16 protein-coding genes are annotated in these 16,895 nt (G+C 59.6%); 5 read left to right on the top strand and 11 right to left on the bottom strand.

Annotated features, from left to right (window positions below; genetic code table 11):
* Positions 1-24: 24 nt before the first annotated feature.
* The 4 genes from ACM6IT_RS01355 to ACM6IT_RS01340 all read right to left on the bottom strand — a co-directional run bounded on the left by ACM6IT_RS01355 (position 25) and on the right by ACM6IT_RS01340 (position 4,109).
* Positions 25-774, bottom strand: a complete 750-nt coding sequence (locus tag ACM6IT_RS01355; RefSeq protein ID WP_056723023.1) for a hypothetical protein — start codon at positions 772-774, stop codon at positions 25-27.
* Positions 775-876: 102 nt separating this feature from the next.
* Complete coding sequence (locus ACM6IT_RS01350; RefSeq protein WP_414917330.1) at positions 877-2,499, bottom strand: DUF5666 domain-containing protein; 1,623 nt, start codon at positions 2,497-2,499, stop codon at positions 877-879.
* The gene (locus ACM6IT_RS01345) at positions 2,496-3,338 is read right to left on the bottom strand and encodes a DUF6502 family protein (RefSeq protein ID WP_056723028.1); all 843 of its coding nucleotides are present in this window, start codon (positions 3,336-3,338) and stop codon (positions 2,496-2,498) included. Before ACM6IT_RS01345 ends, ACM6IT_RS01350 begins: the two co-directional genes overlap by 4 nt.
* Positions 3,339-3,536: 198 nt before the next feature.
* Complete coding sequence (locus ACM6IT_RS01340) at positions 3,537-4,109, bottom strand: hypothetical protein (RefSeq protein WP_056723030.1); 573 nt, start codon at positions 4,107-4,109, stop codon at positions 3,537-3,539.
* Positions 4,110-4,435: 326 nt separating this feature from the next.
* Here ACM6IT_RS01340 and ACM6IT_RS01335 point away from each other — a divergent pair, with 326 nt between their 5' ends.
* Positions 4,436-5,242, top strand: a complete 807-nt coding sequence (locus ACM6IT_RS01335; RefSeq protein ID WP_223542279.1) for a glycosyltransferase family 2 protein — start codon at positions 4,436-4,438, stop codon at positions 5,240-5,242.
* Positions 5,243-5,317: 75 nt separating this feature from the next.
* On the opposite strand, the gene ACM6IT_RS01330 is transcribed toward ACM6IT_RS01335, so the two are convergent.
* The 3 genes from ACM6IT_RS01330 to ACM6IT_RS01320 form a co-directional block, all read right to left on the bottom strand.
* Complete coding sequence (locus ACM6IT_RS01330; protein WP_414917329.1) at positions 5,318-5,965, bottom strand: c-type cytochrome; 648 nt, start codon at positions 5,963-5,965, stop codon at positions 5,318-5,320.
* Positions 5,966-5,975: 10 nt separating this feature from the next.
* Positions 5,976-7,235 (bottom strand): molybdopterin-dependent oxidoreductase, encoded by a 1,260-nt coding sequence (locus tag ACM6IT_RS01325; RefSeq protein ID WP_414917328.1) that lies wholly within the window; start codon positions 7,233-7,235, stop codon positions 5,976-5,978.
* 543 nt (positions 7,236-7,778) lie between these two features.
* Complete coding sequence (locus ACM6IT_RS01320) at positions 7,779-8,093, bottom strand: DUF6124 family protein (protein ID WP_414917327.1); 315 nt, start codon at positions 8,091-8,093, stop codon at positions 7,779-7,781.
* A 451-nt stretch (positions 8,094-8,544) separates the two neighbouring features.
* On the opposite strand from ACM6IT_RS01320, the gene ACM6IT_RS01315 reads away from it, so the two are divergent.
* Positions 8,545-8,925, top strand: coding sequence for a hypothetical protein (locus ACM6IT_RS01315; protein ID WP_414917326.1), 381 nt, complete (start codon positions 8,545-8,547; stop codon positions 8,923-8,925).
* Between the two features lie 98 nt (positions 8,926-9,023).
* Here ACM6IT_RS01315 and mqo read toward each other — a convergent pair whose 3' ends face one another.
* Positions 9,024-10,670, bottom strand: a complete 1,647-nt coding sequence (gene mqo, locus ACM6IT_RS01310; RefSeq protein ID WP_414917325.1) for a malate dehydrogenase (quinone) — start codon at positions 10,668-10,670, stop codon at positions 9,024-9,026.
* Positions 10,671-11,063: 393 nt separating this feature from the next.
* On the opposite strand from mqo, the gene ilvD reads away from it, so the two are divergent.
* Entirely contained in the window at positions 11,064-12,746 is a 1,683-nt protein-coding gene (ilvD, locus tag ACM6IT_RS01305; RefSeq protein WP_056723040.1) for a dihydroxy-acid dehydratase, read from the top strand.
* Positions 12,747-12,829: 83 nt separating this feature from the next.
* On the opposite strand, the gene ACM6IT_RS01300 is transcribed toward ilvD, so the two are convergent.
* Positions 12,830-13,480, bottom strand: a complete 651-nt coding sequence (locus tag ACM6IT_RS01300; protein ID WP_056723042.1) for a DUF2238 domain-containing protein — start codon at positions 13,478-13,480, stop codon at positions 12,830-12,832.
* A gap of 157 nt (positions 13,481-13,637) precedes the next feature.
* Here ACM6IT_RS01300 and ACM6IT_RS01295 point away from each other — a divergent pair, with 157 nt between their 5' ends.
* Positions 13,638-14,069 (top strand): nuclear transport factor 2 family protein, encoded by a 432-nt coding sequence (locus tag ACM6IT_RS01295; protein ID WP_223515445.1) that lies wholly within the window; start codon positions 13,638-13,640, stop codon positions 14,067-14,069.
* 47 nt (positions 14,070-14,116) lie between these two features.
* Here the strand turns inward: ACM6IT_RS01295 and ACM6IT_RS01290 are convergent, their stop codons facing one another.
* Positions 14,117-14,932: a cupin domain-containing protein gene (locus tag ACM6IT_RS01290; protein ID WP_414917324.1), complete on the bottom strand. Its 816-nt coding sequence runs from the start codon at positions 14,930-14,932 to the stop codon at positions 14,117-14,119.
* 133 nt (positions 14,933-15,065) lie between these two features.
* On the opposite strand from ACM6IT_RS01290, the gene ACM6IT_RS01285 reads away from it, so the two are divergent.
* Positions 15,066-15,584 carry a carboxymuconolactone decarboxylase family protein gene (locus ACM6IT_RS01285; protein ID WP_414917323.1) on the top strand — a complete coding sequence of 173 codons (519 nt, stop codon included), beginning with the start codon at positions 15,066-15,068 and terminating at the stop codon, positions 15,582-15,584.
* A 176-nt stretch (positions 15,585-15,760) separates the two neighbouring features.
* On the opposite strand, the gene ACM6IT_RS01280 is transcribed toward ACM6IT_RS01285, so the two are convergent.
* A complete protein-coding gene (locus ACM6IT_RS01280; protein WP_056723050.1) occupies positions 15,761-16,849 on the bottom strand; it encodes a polyamine ABC transporter substrate-binding protein in 1,089 nt (362 codons plus the stop codon).
* Positions 16,850-16,895 lie beyond the last annotated feature (46 nt).

Genomic DNA, 16,895 nt, shown 5'->3' with positions numbered 1-16,895 from the left:
GGTACGGCGGATGACGGGCAGGAATCAGAAAGCGTGGCTGAGCAACAGTCCGGCCTCGCCGTCCGGGCTGGCGTCGGAAAAACCCTTGACGGCATACAACTGAAACTTCCACTCCTGATTGAGCTTGTGCGTAAGGAAGAGTGTGAGTTCCTTGATTTCGTCGCCGGTGGAAACAACTTTTTGCCGCCAGTCGTAGGACACACCCGCCGTGGTGCGCGCGAACACGGGCATGGCGAAGCCCAGGCCGGCGAATATCGGGTTGTCGAAGTCGGAGCCCGACGGGTCGCCGAACTTTTTCCAGCCCAGGGTCGCGAACCCGGTCACGGGACCGAAGGCTTTGGCGACATCGACCTGGGCGGAATAGTCGGTTTTGCCGGTGCCCAGGCACTCGTCTTCATCGGCGGTGGGCAACTTGACCTTGCCGATCAGGTCCACGAACAGCCCGCCAACGCTGCCGTCAAGCACGGCATAGTCGGCACCGGCAACGGTGTCGCCCAGACCGCTTTCCACCTTGCCGCAACCGCCGGGCAGCGGTTCGCCGCCAGGGCCGACCGAAGGATTGGTGATGCGTAGCCAGGGCACGGTGAGCTTGTAGGTCATGGGACCGGTTTCGTATCTGCCCACCAGCGGGACGTACCAGGTTTCGGACGTAGTACCGGTGCCATAGTCGCCCCGGGAGTAGTCGGTTCCGATCGAGGTCGTGAAGGTATCGGCCAAGGCCGGCAAGGCCAGGCTGGCAAGCCAACCGACGAGCAGGATGCGCTTGGGGTCCATGTTCACCTCGTGTCTGGCGTCATCGAAGTTCACACGCATGTTTTGTTGCGTGACTTACCCAGACTAGTTATTTATGACGAAAGTGCATCATGACTGCGCTACTTAACCCGACCTGCCGGAGTGATCGACTTTTTCAGCGGGCTCCACTTTCTCGACTTTTTCTGGCCGATCAACTTTTTCGATCTTCTCAACTTTTTCCGGCCGATCGACTTTCTCAACCTTCTCTGGCCGATCAACCTTCTCGACTTTCTCCGGACGTTCTACTTTCTCTACTTTCTCTACCCGCTCTACCCTCTCCACTTTCTCGACTTTACCGGATTGATCGACCTTCTCGACTCGCTCTGACTTGCCAGACTTGTCCACATCAACGCGCTCTATCTTGTCGCCACCGCCATGACTGTCACCGCCCCCGTGGCGGGTATCGTCGATGACACTGCCTGTACTCTCGGAGCGGCCGCTCCTGTCACTACCCGAGTTTCCCGAACCCCGCGAACTGCCGGAATTGCCGGAGTCTCCGGAGTTTCCTGAGCCGCTTGAGCCGCTCGAGTTGCCCGAGCCACTTGAGTCGTCGGTGTCTTGCTCGCTGGAACCGAGTCGTCCGTGCCGGTTGCTGGCGGGCGAATCGGAGCGCTCGCGAGGCAATTCGATCCGCGTTGCCTGCACCTCCCGCGCGCCGGTGAACACGCCGTTGATCCGCACGCGTCGATCCAGCCCCAGCTGCGAAGCCTGCACACCGACAAACACGGTGTCGTGCGCCAGCGTCACATTAAAGCCGCCCACCACCAGATGGCGGTCCTGCCGGCCCTGTACCAGCCCCTCGATCACCGCATTGTGTGCCCGGCCAATGAAAGGCAGGCTCGGATCGGGGCGGCTTTGGTTCACGTCCAGCTCGCGACCGGACCAGTGGCCGCGCACCAGCATTTCCTGCGCCGGGCCTGGGTGATTGCTGAGCTTGAGCCCCTGGAGATAGCCGCTGCGATCCACCGGGCCGATGGCACTGGCCTCCTTGAGGCCGGGCGCCCGATCGATGCGACTAGCCACCACTTCGCCACGAGCATCGCGCAGCCCGCTGACCCGTACGGGATCACCCGGGCGCAGACCGGCAGCGACCTGGGCACCCTTGGCCAGGCGTACCGGTTGCCCCATGACACGCATGGGCATGGAATCGCGCGGCAGCGCTGTCAAAGGACCTTCGTAGGCGTGCAGGATAGAAATGCGTCCGGCCTCCAGACCGCGCCGGGAGTTGAACGCTTGCACGGCAACCACTTGGCCTATCGCCAGGCGGGTACTGGAGCTGGCGATACCGTTCTCGCTGACAGGAACGTTGTTGTTGAAGTGCACTTCCACGCCATTGACGCAGATCGAGGCGAACCCGGTGATGGTGCCGACAATGCCGGTGCCACCGACTCCTCCGTTATCGTCGCTGATGCCTGTCCCCCCCACGCCGCCTGCAACGGCCCCGGTGCCGCCAATGCCGCCAGGGCGTTTTTTCAACGGTGCGCCGGTACCACCGACTCCACCGTTGTCGGCGTCGATCCCGGTACCGCCCATGCCGCCAGGCGCTGCGCCCGTACCGCCGGTGCCCCCTGGTGCCTGGATGACCGGCACTTCGCTGGTGCCCGCGTCATTCTGGCTGACACAGGCTGGGGCGGCTTGCAGCACAATCGCAAACCCGAGGCCCAGAACGAGGGCGATTGCACGAATCAGGCGCAATTTGACGGTCATGATTCAGGAGCTTTTGGTGAATTGGGATCGGAAGCTTCAGTGTAGAAGTACAGGCCGACCGTGATGCGCTGGCGCGGCTCAAGGCTGGGCAGGTCCCGGAATTCCAGTTCGGCGGCGAGTCGGTTGAAGCTCAACAGGGCCTGCATTCCCTCGCTGGCCACGGCCTCGCGCAACGCCTCGACGCTCATCGGGGCCAATGCATCATAGTGGACACTGCGTTCAAAAAAGGCCGGGCCTTCGCTGCTCAGGTTGTGTACCGCAGCGCAGGCATGATCATGCAGATTATGCCCCAGGTAAGCCGCTTTCTCATCGAAGCCCTTTTGTGGCACGAAGGCCTGGGCTTCAAGGTGCACGCGCTCTTTTTCGTCGAGGCGCACGATCCCCAGGCGCAGCCACTCGTCCAACACCACCCGTGCCCTGATATCCGTGCTGACCTTCGCCACCAGGGCGTCAAAGGAACGGTCGCCACCGACACTGGCCAATCGAGGCAGTGGCTGTGGCTGGCCGGCGTCGTTGCAAAAGGGCGCGCTGGCCCAGGCGTTGACCAGTTGCGCACCGAACGTGATGTTTTCCGGAAGCGTGGAAGCAGCCGGATCGCCGGTATTGCGCAGGCGCCGTACATCCTTGCGATGCACACCGGTGAGCAGGCTGATGCGGCTGTCGCTCGGCGCCTTCTCGCCCAGGCGAAACTCACGGTCCGCCACTTCGACGAAAACCTCCTTGAGCAGGTCGGCAAACACCAGGTAGGTGACGCCTTTGCGCAGCATCAGGCGCACCAGCGGCTGCATGACATGCCGCAAGGCTTTGAGGAGCGAGGTGGGCAGCGTGGATGATTGCATTCAGCGAATTCCTGGGTAGATAACCCCAGTATAGCCGCGTGGGAAATAATCCCATGAATTTACAAAGCGCGGTGCCAACGCAATACCCGTTGCAATCCGGGAACATCTTGGGAGAAGCCTGAATTTCATGCGCGGGAATTATTCCCGCGCAATGAAGCTAGCCCGAGTTTACAGGGATGAAATACGCTCTGTCGGGCGCTACCCCGGTACCGAGGATTTTTGCGCACCGACACTGCCCGCCCTGCCGGCGACTGCCAGTGCCACACAACAAGCCAGTAACGAGAATGCGGCGAATGCGCCCATCACATGCAGGTAAGGCAACACGTGATTCCAGGCTCGAGCCACCCCCAGGAAAGCGGCGAACAGCCAACCGCTCATGGACAGCGCCCCCAACAGGGCGAGTCGCGTGCGGCCTGCACTGCGCAGTGCGACGAAGGGAGCCTTTTGCAGCAGTGGGAAGCCGACTCGATGCAACAGTGCACCGTTGAGGCTCAACAGTGCGACGACCGTCACCTTGGCCCAGAGTTTCTGATTGAGCAGATACGCCTCGCCTTCATAGAGATAACCCTGAAGCACCAGCAACAGCCCGCTTGCCCATAGAGCCAGCAATGCGAGGCTGACAATTTTCTGGGTTTCATCGAGGTATTCAAGCCTCGCCTGGTCCAGTAATTCCTTGCGCCAACTCCAAAGCTTGTGATCCGCCTGCAACACCCTCCCCAGGGCAATACACGTAGCGAGCAGATGACCGTACACGAGAAGCATTTTGAGCATTGCCTTGACCTTATTATTGTTTTGGCGCGGCGTTCCCTGCATCGCTGACTTGAAAACGAATGATACAAATTTGCAATTGCGCTTTCAAGACAAAAGCCAACTAACATTTGGCAGCACCAACCACCATACGACTTTCGTCGAACATGAAGCCGGTCATTCCCGTGGCGGATAATCGCCCGCTACACCCGCGGCGGCGAGGTGCGCACGGGCTCGTTCGAGGCGTCAGGCAGCGATAGCCAGCGTCTGTGTCGTGCAGGTGAAATTAAGCTTGGGCTAAGGTTGTCTCGTTAGTCTTCGACACTTTCGGGTAGTCGAGCATTTCGAAGATGGGCAGTGTCGATACAAGCGCCAAACCTCCGTTCAGCATCGTTCTGGTTAATTACAAAACCCCCGAGCTCACCAGGATCTGCCTGGAGCTGTTGCAGGAGCCTGCACAAAAATCAGGCATTGCGGTCTGGGTGGTCGATAACGGTTCGGCGGACGCCAGCGTCGAGTATTTGCGCTCACTGGACTGGATCAACCTGATCGAGCGCGATGCCCCCGCCAAAGAACCGGGGCACATCGCCCATGGCAAAGCGCTGGACATGGCGCTGGCCAGAATCAATACCGACTACCTGTTCCTGATGCACACCGACACGTTCGTCTTCGATGCAAACGTCTTTGCGATGATGATGGACTACTGCACCAAGGATCAAAACGTCATCGCGGTCGGTTGCACCGAGCAACTCAACCGCGGACTGCCAAGGACCGTGTGGCGCTTCACTTCACGCCTGTTCAAGCACCACTACCGACGCCTGAAGCAATCGCTGGGCCTGCGCTCGAAAGACCCGAAGCCCTACCGGGAAACCCACTTGAAAAGCTTTTGCACGTTATGGAATGGCAGGCTGATCAAGCAGCGCGGTTTGCATTTTCAGATCGATGACCGTGTGCCCGGTTATGAGCTGCAAGACCGCGTGATCGGGCTTGGCTACAAAGTCGTGTTTCTTTCGCCCGGCAAAATATTCAAGTACCTGGACCACGTCCAGGCCGGCACCGTCGCCGCTGCTGGCGGCTATGGCCAGAATCACCGGCGGACCAAGATGTACCAGGACATTCTCAAGCGCTTCGGTACAACCAACTCCTCAATGCCTTGAACAAGCCCGCGTCTACAAAAAAGCCCACTGACCGTCGCCGGTTCAGTGGGCTTTTCGCATCAGGCTTAGACTGACTTACTGTTGCAGGATAAAGGTCGCCAGGCTTTTCAGGTCGTCCGGGCTCAACTGCGCGTAAGGCGGCATGGGGACATCTCCCCACTTCCCGCTACCGCCGTGCTGGATGCTCGACATAATCCGGTCCATTGCCTGCGGGTCCCTGGCATATTTGGCCGCCACATCGCGGTAGGCGGGGCCCAGCACTTTGTGATCGATCGCGTGGCAGGACAGGCAGGCGTTGCTCTGCAGCAAGGCCTTGGCGTCGACTTTTGCCACGGACACCGCCGGGGTTTGGGGCGCCGGGGCGTTCGAGGCCGCCAGAACATCGGCATCATTGGCCTTCGCACTGCCGTAGGTCACCGCCAGGTAAGCGCCAATAACACTCACATCCTGGTCGCTGATCGGAGCGCCATACACGTGCTGCATCTTGCCCGCTTCGGCGGTCCATTGCGCCAGGCTCAGGCCCGGCGGCTGGAAATTGATGTAATCGGCCGAATGGCAGACGGAACACTTCTGCTGCGCCAAAGCGTAGCCAGGCATCGAGCTGGGCTTGAACGCAGCCGTTTCAGGCGGCAACGTGATCGATAGCGGCGCGGCGCCAGCCAGGGTCGTCAGGCAAACCTGAGCGGCGCACAGCAAGGCGGTCATGCATTTCACAAATTTCATGCGGTCCTCCTCAGGCGACGGTCACGTGGGTGGTTTCGATGACGTGGCGGCGGTAGCCCGCGGGGTTCCAGTCGGCTTGTAACGGCTGTGTCTCGCCAGCGCTGTTGCTCGCTCGCACCATCAACTGCGTGGCGCCCTTGCCGGTAAAGGTGATCGGCAGTGTCCACTCACGAAAGGAGAAACGGCCAAGGTCTTGCCCGAGCGTGGATTCACGCCAGGTTTTTCCGCCGTCGATCGACACCTCCACCTTGTTGACCCCGACGCCCCCGTCGAACGCAATGCCCTTGAGCACCCTGCTTTTATTCAGCGGCAATACATCGCCGTGTTTAACGCTGGTGATGAAACTGCGCACCGGCAATTTGGAAATCGGCAGGGTTTTCGCCGCCGTGGTGCCGGGGGCAATGCACAAGCATTCGTTATCCGGAAGCCGGTACCCCTTGGCCATGAAGAATCCGTCGTAGGTATGGTCGAGGACTTCGATCTCACTCAGGTGCTTGACCCAGTACGTACCGAAGTAGCCTGGCACCACCAGACGAATCGGGTAACCGTTGAGAAACGGCAGGTCGGTGCCATTCATCGACCAGGCGATCATCGGCTCGCCGTCCATGGCATGGCTGATGTCCAGCGCCTTGATAAACTCCGGCGTGCTCGGCAGCACAGGTTTATCGAGCCCACGGAAAGTCACTTGCCGGGCCTCGGCTTTTACCCCCGCCTTTTCCAGCACAGCCTTGAGCGGTACCCCCACCCACCGCGCATTACCCATGGAGCCATTACCCAACTGAGCACCGAACACGCGAGGCATCGAGAAGCCACGGCTGTTACCCGAACACTGATTGACGGCCACCACCTCTACCGGTGTGGCGAGGGCCTTGAGCTCGGCAAGGGAAAGCGACAGCGGCGTGTCGACCGCCCCCTTGATCGTCAGGCGGTAGCTGTCCGGATCAATGCTGGTCGGGAAATTGGCCAGGTGGTAACGCACGAAAAAAGCGTCATTGGGCGTGATCGGCCCTTCATTGAAGACGGGGAATGGCGTCTCCAGATGCGGCGGTCGAGTGGTCACCAGGGTCAACGGACGTTTTTGCGGGTATTGCACCAGCGGCCGTGGGCCGGCGGCAAAGGTCACTTCCTCGGCGGATTCGCTGGCCGCTGCGGACTCGTCGGCTGCCCTGGCCAGGCTTGCCAACGGCGAGGCCGCCAAAGCCAGGGTGAAAGCATCGCGCAAGACCCGTCGGCGGGTCGGCTGGCTATTGTCTACAAAACTGAACTTCATTCTGCGCTCTCTATGATTGTTTTATTGAGATGCAACTGACAGTCCCTCGTCAGGGTGAAGAGGCATAGGCCTGAAGGTGCCAGTGCGGTTTCGCTTTACGGTTCGACTTCGGAAAACAAACCAGTATCGTCACGTGCAAGCGGGCTGCTTCACATTGAGCGTCAGGGACTTTGCAATTGATGACAGGGGGGTGGCGATACGTGCGGCATAGAGATAATGCTGTTCACTTAAGCGCGGTGCTTCAGGCACACCTACTTTTGTGGCGAGGGAGCTTGTCGGAGCGCCGCATCGTCCCGCTGGGCTGCGTAGCGGCCCCAAAATGTGACAACAATGCTGTTTTTTGTGAGTGCTACGCACTCAAGCGGGAGCAAGCTCCCTCGCCACGGGTTTCTCTCTGACTGAAGATACGCTTAAGTGAACAGCATTACGGCATAGAGAAGCCTTTTCGAAAACGATGTCTTGGTCATCACCCACAAAAAAACCCACTGACCGTCGCCGGTTCAGTGGGCTTTTTCCCATCAGGCTAAAAACTGCCCTCGCCTGCTACTGCGGATCTACCTGATCCAGCACGCGGTTCACTGATAACTCTGCCAAGGCAATCATCTGTTGAATCCCCAATGCCAAATTGCATTTAGGGCCGTTGAGGATAAACGCCAGTTCACTGGCCATGACACTGGCCGAGGCAAGGGTTTCACAGGCGTGAACCAGGAGGGTTTCGTTGTTGACGTTGGGGGCGATGGTGAAGATGGGGTTGGGACGGCGCTCGGCCAATTTAGGCTTACGAGATGAGGACTCGGAATCGATGTCTGTCTGCGCGTCTGAATCTGAATCAGGGGGATTCGGAGTTGGCTTTATCATTGTGAAGCTCCTATGAAGTGAGCACCTCCCCATTCGCTACCACGCAAGATAGGGAGACGGCTGTACACAGGGTGGTAGACCGGTCATAGAAACCCGGCAGGCCGAAGCCTCCCATGCACAGCCGCCACAAAGCAGCCAGCACAAAAAAACGCCCTGAGGCGTTCTGGGTCTATGAAGAAACCGGGCTACCACACCCGTTCGCTGAATTGGCAGCGACGGGGGGAAGGTTAGCGAGGTGGGTTCCTATGCGCAAGCCCAATGGACATGAATAAAATAATAGTTCTAATACTCCCTGGTCACCTTTAAGGAGCTACTGTTTGAGCTGCGTCGCCTTTAATTTTTGTTACACAGCGCAGTCAAAAGCGTGGTCCCTAACAGCGCCGCCCTCTGCCCATGTTAAAGGCGAACAACAGACTAATTGAGACTTAAAAATCTCCCCTGAGAACAGCCAATGGTTATCGAAGCATTTTCCGCAATTGTCGACGCAATAAGATTTTGGAAGGAGAGAAATCAGGAGACAGTAGAAGAGCTGAAAAATAAGCGTGAAGCCCTAAAGCTGGTGATGGATGCAGTGATTGCTACAAAAGCGTACTTGTATGACCTTGATCAAGGCTTGGAGCCCTCACGTGCCACCGAAACGATGCTGGCCCGCTGCTGGGGCAACGCCTCAATGGCGATAAGTGAGTATGACTTCGAACTGTATCGCTCAGCACGATTAAAAGCCTTAGGCTGGGCTGATCCTCGGGAGTGGAAACAGGCAGAAGTTCGTCCATGGGTGATCAAATTGGATGTCATTATTGCTCAATGCCAACATTTACTAGATCAAAAATAAGAAATGGGAGGAGTGACGTCACAGAAAACATCATCACCCACAAAAAAACCCACTGACCGTTACCGGTTCAGTGGGCTTTTTTTGATCCGGCAGTCTAATTAGAGAGCCATATCACTCGCAGCATTAGCCTTCGGTGCCTTCACAGCAGTGTCGACCGTCACTGGCGTCACAGCCGGCGCGATCACCGCGGGTGGCGGAGTCAGTTCCAGCACCTTGGCGGTGTAGGCCCACTCCTCAGCGACTTTCTCAGGGCTGGCGTTCAGCTGGGTGCCGTAGCTCGGTACGATCTGGTGCAGTTTTGCCTGCCAGTCAGGGGTCGCGACCTTGTCCTTGAACACTTTCTGCAGCACGGTCAGCATGATCGGTGCGGCGGTCGATGCGCCTGGGGAGGCGCCCAGCAGGCCGGCGATGCTGCCGTCTTGCGAAGCGACGATCTCGGTGCCCAGTTTCAGCACGCCACCGGCGGCTTCGTCACGCTTGATGATCTGCACGCGCTGGCCGGCTTGCCACAGGCGCCAGTCTTCAGCCTTGGCGTTCGGGAAGTATTCCTTCAGGGCGTTGAGGCGGTCTTCGTCAGACAGCATCAGCTGGCCTGCCAGGTACTCCACCAGCGGGTATTCCTTGATGCCGACCTTGGTCATTGGCCACACGTTGTGGGTGGTCGTGGTGGTCAGCAGGTCCAGGTACGAACCTTCTTTGAGGAACTTGGTGCTGAAGGTCGCGAACGGGCCAAACAGGATCACGCGCTTGCCGTCCAGCACGCGGGTGTCCAGGTGCGGAACCGACATCGGCGGAGCGCCAACGGAAGCTTTGCCGTAGGCCTTGGCCAGGTGTTGCTCGGCGATGGTCGGGTTCTCGGTCACCAGGAACGAGCCGCCTACCGGGAAGCCAGCGTATTCCCTGGCTTCAGGAATGCCGGACTTCTGCAGCAGGTGCAGGGCACCGCCGCCGGCGCCGATGAACACGAACCTGGCGTCGGTTTCGGTCTTGCTGCCGTCTTTGAGGTTCTTGTAGCTGACACGCCAGCTGCCGTCTTCGTTCCTGGTGATGTCCTGTACTTCGCTGGACAGCTTCAAGTCGAACTTCGGCGTGGTTTGCAGGTGTGCAACGAACTGGCGGGTGATTTCGCCGAAGTTTACGTCGGTACCCAGCGGGCTCCAGGTGGCCGCGATTTTCTGGCTCGGGTCACGCCCTTCCATCATCAGCGGTACCCACTGTTTGATCACAGCCGGGTCTTCGGAGTACTGCATGCCGGCGAACAGCGGGCTCGCTTGCAGGGCTTCGTAGCGTTTTTTCAGGAACTTGATGTTGTCATCGCCCCACACGAAGCTCATGTGCGGCGTGGAGTTGATGAACGAACGCGGGTTCTTCAGCACGCCTTGCTGAACCTGCCAGGCCCAGAACTGACGGGAGATCTGGAACGCTTCGTTGATTTCAACGGCCTTCGGGATCGAAACCTTGCCGTTCTCGTCTTCCGGGGTGTAGTTCAGCTCGGCCAGGGCGGAGTGACCGGTACCGGCGTTGTTCCAGCCGTTGGAGCTTTCCTGGGCGACGCCGTCGAGGCGCTCGATCATTTGCATCGAGGTGCCGGGTTCCAGCTCGTTGAGCCACACACCCAGGGTCGCGCTCATGATGCCGCCACCGATCAGCAGCACATCGACTTTCTTGGCTTCTTCCGCGTGGACGGCAGACATCCCCATGGACAAAGCCAGCCCCAGCAGGGCCGTGTTCACTTTTTTAAACATCTGTAGCACCTATGATAAAACGCCATCCGCCCTTCCATCCTCATGCGCACTGCCCCGTATTTCACGGCAGTCACGGGTGCGGCACTCAAGGATTGCAGGGTGGGCACACAAGGCCGATGAACCGCATCGACCCCACTTTAATGTCCCTTCTGAACTGACTTCTTATCTTTATTGGCTTCAGCTACTTGAGCGACAGTGATTCCGTCGGCACGTCTCAAGGACACGCAAACTGAACAGGTCAAACCAAGTTGTCGCCAAGAATATCACGACAAGGCTTACCCGCGCGTCTGTTCCCGACCGGTTAGTCCGGGCCCGGGCGCCCGGCCTTCTATACTCATCCTGTTTTTTCCCAACGCGTGTGTGAGCAACAGCCATCAGCGACAGGAGCCAGTCATGAGCGACAAAGACGATCTGCGCAAGTACTCCTCGCAAGTGATCGACGGCGTGGAGGCCGCACCGGCACGCGCCATGTTGCGGGCCGTGGGCTTTACCGATGCAGACTTCACCAAGCCGCAGATCGGCATCGCCTCGACCTGGGCCATGGTCACGCCCTGCAACATGCACATCGACAAGCTGGCGCTCGAAGCCGAAAAAGGCGCGAATGCCGCCGGGGCCAAGGGCGTGATCTTCAACACCATCACCATTTCCGATGGCATCGCCAACGGCACCGAAGGCATGAAGTATTCCCTGGTGTCCCGCGAGGTGATCGCCGACTCCATCGAAGTGGTCACCGGTTGCGAGGGTTTCGATGGCCTGGTGACCATCGGCGGCTGCGACAAGAACATGCCGGGCTGCCTGATCGGCATGGCGCGACTCAATCGCCCGTCGATCTTTGTCTATGGCGGCACCATCCAGCCGGGTGCCGGCCACACCGACATCATTTCCGTGTTCGAGGCCGTGGGCCAGCACGCGCGGGGCGACATCAGCGAGATCCAGGTCAAGCAGATCGAGGAAGTGGCGATTCCCGGCCCCGGTTCCTGTGGCGGCATGTACACCGCCAACACCATGGCCTCAGCCATTGAAGCCTTGGGCATGAGCCTGCCCGGTTCCAGCTCCCAGGACGCCATCGGCGGCGACAAGGCTTCGGACAGCTTCCGCGCCGGCCAGCAGGTGATGGAGCTGCTCAAGCTCGACCTCAAGCCTCGCGACATCATGACCCGCAAAGCCTTCGAGAACGCCATTCGCGTGGTGATCGCCCTCGCCGGCTCGACCAACGCCGTGCTGCATCTGCTGGCCATGGCCAATGCGGTGGACGTCGAGCTGACCCTGGATGACTTCGTTGAGTTGGGCAAGGTTTCCCCGGTGGTCGCCGACCTGCGCCCCAGCGGTCAATACATGATGAGCGAACTGGTGGCCATCGGCGGCATTCAACCGCTGATGAAGCGCATGCTCGACGCCGGCATGCTGCACGGTGATGTGCTGACCGTCACCGGCCAGACCCTGGCGCAAAACCTGGCCAGCGTGCCCGACTACCCCGCCGGCCAGGACGTGATCCGCCCTTTCGACCAGCCGATCAAGAAGGACTCTCACCTGGTCATTCTGCGCGGCAACCTCTCGCCCACCGGCGCCGTGGCCAAGATCACCGGCAAGGAAGGCCTGCGTTTCGAAGGCACGGCCCGGGTCTATCACGGCGAGGAAGGTGCGCTGGCCGGCATTCTCAATGGCGAAGTGCAGCCCGGCGATGTCATCGTGATCCGCTACGAAGGGCCCAAGGGCGGCCCGGGCATGCGCGAAATGCTCTCGCCGACCTCCGCGGTCATGGGCAAGGGCCTCGGCAAGGAGGTGGCGCTGATCACCGACGGGCGTTTTTCCGGTGGTTCCCACGGTTTCGTGGTCGGGCATATCACGCCGGAAGCCTTTGAAGGCGGGCCGATTGCGCTGGTCGAGAATGGCGACAGGATCATCATCGATGCGCAAACCCGGCAGATCACGGTGGATGTCTCCGATGCCGTGCTGGCCGAGCGCAAGTCGCGTTGGGTGCGGCCGCCATCCAAGTACACGCGCGGGGTGTTGGCCAAGTATGCGAAGACGGTGTCCAGTGCTTCGGAGGGGGCTGTGACGGATAAGTACCTGTAAGGTTTGAGTCTGGCGCTGTTTGGTCTAATGCCATCGCGAGCAGGCGGCCTGTCAGGCAACCTCTACTTCAAAGCCTGAACCGATCACCTTGCAGTCGTCATTGCTTGCTTTTGCACCCTGTCGCGCAAGGACACCGGCAACAGGCTGACAAACGCCCCGGCAACCGCGATGGCCATGTCCTTTTGCGAATCCCACGGATCGTTTTGCGCGCCGACGAAGGCCTTCGCCGTGTCATTGCCCAGGAAGGCACCGCCAACCCACTCCACCAGTTCATACAAGGCGGATGTCGACAGCATGATGTTCAGGGTCACGAAAAACAGCCAGAACCCGCGCAGCGGCGTCAGTCGCCGCAGCACTTCGCGCACCGGATAAGCCAGCAGCAACCCGTAGCTCAGATGCACCAGGCGGTCGTAGTGATTGCGGTGTGTACCTGCCGCCCGGTCAAAACTGAAGCCCAACCACGCCGAAGACCAGTGATCGTAAGGCACCAGGGAATAGGTGTAATGGGCGCCCAATTCATGCACGCACAGAAACGCAAACACCAGCGTGATGGACATCGCCGACAAGCGGAACCGACGAGATACCGCCACCAAAGTCCCCACCAGCAACAGCACCAGCAGGTTTTCCAGCGCCCAGTCCACCCGGCTGCGGGGAGAAAAACCCGACGCCACGACCACCAGCACAAACACCATGAGCAACGTCAGGTCGAACCGTATACGCGGATCAGGCTGCATGGCGCACTACCTCGAAGTCAGGGCATCGCCCTTTTAACTTCGAGGCAAGGGCACCAGGCAAGTTCGCTTTTTTCCTCTGCCCCATGATAAGTTGTACGATGACTGATGAATGCTCATCCAGTCATCGCGCTATCCCTACAACAACAAGGAAACACCCATGAAAAAAGCAAAAGTGCTGATCGGTTTTCTGTGCCTGTTCAGCGGCTACGTCGCCGCCACCCCGGCCGCCGCGGACAAGGATGTGGCCCAGGCGGTCGACCACCTGACCCAGGCCATGCTGCACAAAGACATCCCGGAACTGAACGCCTTGACCGCCGAGAACCTGACCTACGGGCATTCCAGCGGCAAGATCCAGGACAAGCAGGCCTTCATCGCCGACATCGAAACCGGCAAAAGCGCGTTCAAGACCCTTGAGATGCAGAACCAGACCATAACCGTCTCCGGCGATGTCGCGCTGGTTCGTCACCACTTCTCGGCGCAAGCGCTCAAAGGCACCGAAGTGGTGCCGACGGAAATCGAAAACTTCCAGATCTGGCAAAAGCAGGACGGTAAATGGCTGTTGGTGGGACGGCAGGCGTTCAAGTTCTGATGCCCGCGTAAAGAAGCCGCACCGCTCCCACAAGGTTTTCGGGTGAATCAACTACCTTTCCACTCCCTGGGACTGAGCCCGGTTTTACGCCGAAACGCCCGGGCCAGCGCCGAGGGGCTCTCATAACCAACTTCCTCGGCAATCAGCGCAATCGGCCGGCCCTCGCGCAGGCGTTTCTGGGCCAGGCTGATGCGCCAGCTCACCAGGTAATCCACCGGCGTCTGCCCGACGACCCGGCGAAAATGCTCGGCGAAACTGGCCCGCGACATGTTGGCGGCAACCGAGAGTTCGGCCACGCTCCAGGCCTTGGACGGGGTTTGATGCATCAGGCTCAGGGGCCGCGCCAGGCGCGCATCGGCGAGGCCGGCCAGCATGCCCGGTTGCTGGCCTGTGGTGCTCAGGATGTGCCGCAGCAACAGAATCACCAGCAGCTCGAACAGACGATCCATCACCGCTTCGCGCCCGCAAGTACCGTCGAACGCCTCGTTGAACAGCCATTCCAGGGTCCCGGCCAGGGTCGGGATTTCATCGAGCCTGAGCACCAGATAATCCGGCAGCGCCGCCGCCAGGGCATTGCCCGCACCACCGTCGAAATCCAGGGTCGCGCACACCAGCTGCGTGCCGGACGACTCAGACGCAAACAGGCGATGTCGATAGGGCCGGGGGAAAAAGATCAGGCTCGGTTCGGTCAGTTGCAGGTCCGGCTGATCGCCCATCTTGAGCAGTAACTCGCCCGCTTGAAGCAGGTGCAAATGACCGCTGGCCTGTTGTCCGTCGTAGGCGGCGGTGCCGCAGAACGTACCGCTATGGAAAGTGCCGGCAGTGACGCCGAAGTGTGTAAGCAACGTAGACAAGCGATCCATGACAGGCTCCCGGAAGCAGTTCTGGACGATCTGTCGCATATCCTCGACGATTCGCACCCAAAACACCAGGCACTCTCCCTAACATCAGCTCCGTAGCCAGCGCATACCGCGCTTCACACCACGGAGTATCACCATGACCCGCATTACCCCGATCAGCCTGGAACACGCCACCGACGCCACCCGCCCGCTGCTGGAAGGCGTGCAGAAGAAAATCGGTTTTCTGCCCAATCTCTTCAAAGTACTGGCCCATGCCCCAGCGGTGCTAGCCTCGTATCTGCAAAACTCAGCCGCACTGAGCAAGACATCCCTGAGCGCCACGGAAAAGGAAGCGGTGTTCCTTGCCACCTCGCAGGTCAACGGTTGCGACTACTGCCTGGCGGCTCACACGCTGTTCGCCGGCAAGGCCGGGCTGTCGAAGCAGGACATCCTCAGCGCACGACACGGCGAGCTCAACGCCATTGCCGCCCTCGCCCGCCAGATCACCGAAAGCCGTGGCCACCTGACCGTCGAGCAGCTCGCCGCTGCCCGTAGCGCCGGTATCGACGACAGCAAGATCATCGAAGTGATCGCCCATGTGGCTTCGCAGACATTGACCAACTACCTGAACAATGCAGCGCTGACCGACATCGACTTCCCGGCCATCGACGCCTGAATGAATCGTTGACTCAGGCAAACGAGTAACCGTGGCGAGGGAGCTTGCTCCCGTTGGACTGCGCAGCAGTCCCAGCTTTTCGTATGAAGAGCCGGGGCCGCTTCGCTGCCCAGCGGGAGCAAGCTCCCTCGCCACAGGTGCAGTGTCACATCTGATTGACCGGAATCACCAATCGGTCACGTATTGGTTTTCAGCTTGGTCCACAACCGCGTGCTCAACCGTGCAATGGCCGCGGGCAAGTCCTCGACGGTAAACAGCTTGTCCATCACGCTCTTGGGCGGATAGATCGCCAGGTCCTGCTTCACCGCCGGGTCGACGAAGGCATCCGCCGCACTGTTGGGGTTGGCGTAGTGGATGCTGTTGCTGATGTTGGCAATCACCTTCGGCTCCAGCAGGTAGTTCATGTAGGCGTAGCCGTTCTTCTCGTGTGGCGCGCTCTTGGGCATGACCACCATGTCCAGCCACAAGGTGGAACCCTCGTCCGGGATCGAGTAGGCAATGTCGATCCCGTTTTTCGCCTCCCTGGCACTCGCGGCGGCCTGCACGATGTCGCCGTTGAAACCGATCACCGCGCAGACGTTGCCGTTGGCCAGGTCGCTGATGTACTTGGACGCGTGGAAATACTGGACGTAAGGCCGGATTTTCAGCAGCGCCTGCTCGGCTTTCTTGTAGTCGGCCGGCTCATGGCTGTGGGGTGGCAGGCCCAGGTAATTGAGGGTGATCGGCAGGATCTGCGTCGGGTTGTCAATGATCGCCACCCCACACTCGCTGAGCTTCTTGATGTTGTTTTCGTCGAAGAACAGGCTCCAGGACCGGGTGACGTCGGTATTGCCGAAGATCGCCTTGATCTTCTCGACGTTGTAGCCGATGCCCGCCGTGCCCCACATGTAGGGGTAGCCGTACTGGTTGCCCGGATCGTTGACCTCAAGCTTTTTCATCAGCGCCGGGTCGAGGTTTTTCCAGTTGGGCAACTGGCTCCTGTCGAGTTTCTGGATGGCCCCGGCCTTGATCAGGCGTGACAGGAAGTGGTTCGACGGGCTGACCACGTCATACCCGGTGTTGCCGGTCATCAGCTTCGATTCCAGCACTTCGTTGCTGTCGTGGATGTCGTAGGTCGCCTTGATCCCGGTGTCCCGGGTGAAATTGGCCAGGGTGTCATCGGCGATGTAGCCGTTCCAGTTGGAAATGTTTACGGTTTCGTCGGCATGGGTGACAGCGGAAAACGTCGAGATCAGGGCCACAAGGGAAAGCGTATTGACGCGCATGTTGAATCACCTTCGATGGGAAGTGCTTTTGTTCTTGTTGTGAAAC

Source organism: Pseudomonas sp. IT-P4 (genome assembly GCF_949767755.1).
In the GTDB taxonomy this organism is placed as follows: Bacteria; Pseudomonadota; Gammaproteobacteria; order Pseudomonadales; family Pseudomonadaceae; genus Aquipseudomonas; species Aquipseudomonas monachiensis.
This window is presented reverse-complemented; position numbering and strand designations above follow the sequence as displayed.

Coding starts and splice junctions, on each gene's coding strand:
- ACM6IT_RS01320 (WP_414917327.1), bottom strand. CDS start 8,093: ATGATAAAGCCAACTCCGAATCCCCCTGATTCAGATTCAGACGCGCAG.
- ACM6IT_RS01285 (WP_414917323.1), top strand. CDS start 15,066: ATGACCCGCATTACCCCGATCAGCCTGGAACACGCCACCGACGCCACC.
- ACM6IT_RS01355 (WP_056723023.1), bottom strand. CDS start 774: ATGGACCCCAAGCGCATCCTGCTCGTCGGTTGGCTTGCCAGCCTGGCC.
- mqo (WP_414917325.1), bottom strand. CDS start 10,670: ATGTTTAAAAAAGTGAACACGGCCCTGCTGGGGCTGGCTTTGTCCATG.
- ACM6IT_RS01335 (WP_223542279.1), top strand. CDS start 4,436: ATGGGCAGTGTCGATACAAGCGCCAAACCTCCGTTCAGCATCGTTCTG.
- ACM6IT_RS01290 (WP_414917324.1), bottom strand. CDS start 14,932: ATGGATCGCTTGTCTACGTTGCTTACACACTTCGGCGTCACTGCCGGC.
- ACM6IT_RS01330 (WP_414917329.1), bottom strand. CDS start 5,965: ATGAAATTTGTGAAATGCATGACCGCCTTGCTGTGCGCCGCTCAGGTT.
- ACM6IT_RS01345 (WP_056723028.1), bottom strand. CDS start 3,338: ATGCAATCATCCACGCTGCCCACCTCGCTCCTCAAAGCCTTGCGGCAT.
- ACM6IT_RS01315 (WP_414917326.1), top strand. CDS start 8,545: ATGGTTATCGAAGCATTTTCCGCAATTGTCGACGCAATAAGATTTTGG.
- ilvD (WP_056723040.1), top strand. CDS start 11,064: ATGAGCGACAAAGACGATCTGCGCAAGTACTCCTCGCAAGTGATCGAC.
- ACM6IT_RS01300 (WP_056723042.1), bottom strand. CDS start 13,480: ATGCAGCCTGATCCGCGTATACGGTTCGACCTGACGTTGCTCATGGTG.
- ACM6IT_RS01280 (WP_056723050.1), bottom strand. CDS start 16,849: ATGCGCGTCAATACGCTTTCCCTTGTGGCCCTGATCTCGACGTTTTCC.
- ACM6IT_RS01295 (WP_223515445.1), top strand. CDS start 13,638: ATGAAAAAAGCAAAAGTGCTGATCGGTTTTCTGTGCCTGTTCAGCGGC.
- ACM6IT_RS01325 (WP_414917328.1), bottom strand. CDS start 7,235: ATGAAGTTCAGTTTTGTAGACAATAGCCAGCCGACCCGCCGACGGGTC.
- ACM6IT_RS01340 (WP_056723030.1), bottom strand. CDS start 4,109: ATGCTCAAAATGCTTCTCGTGTACGGTCATCTGCTCGCTACGTGTATT.
- ACM6IT_RS01350 (WP_414917330.1), bottom strand. CDS start 2,499: ATGACCGTCAAATTGCGCCTGATTCGTGCAATCGCCCTCGTTCTGGGC.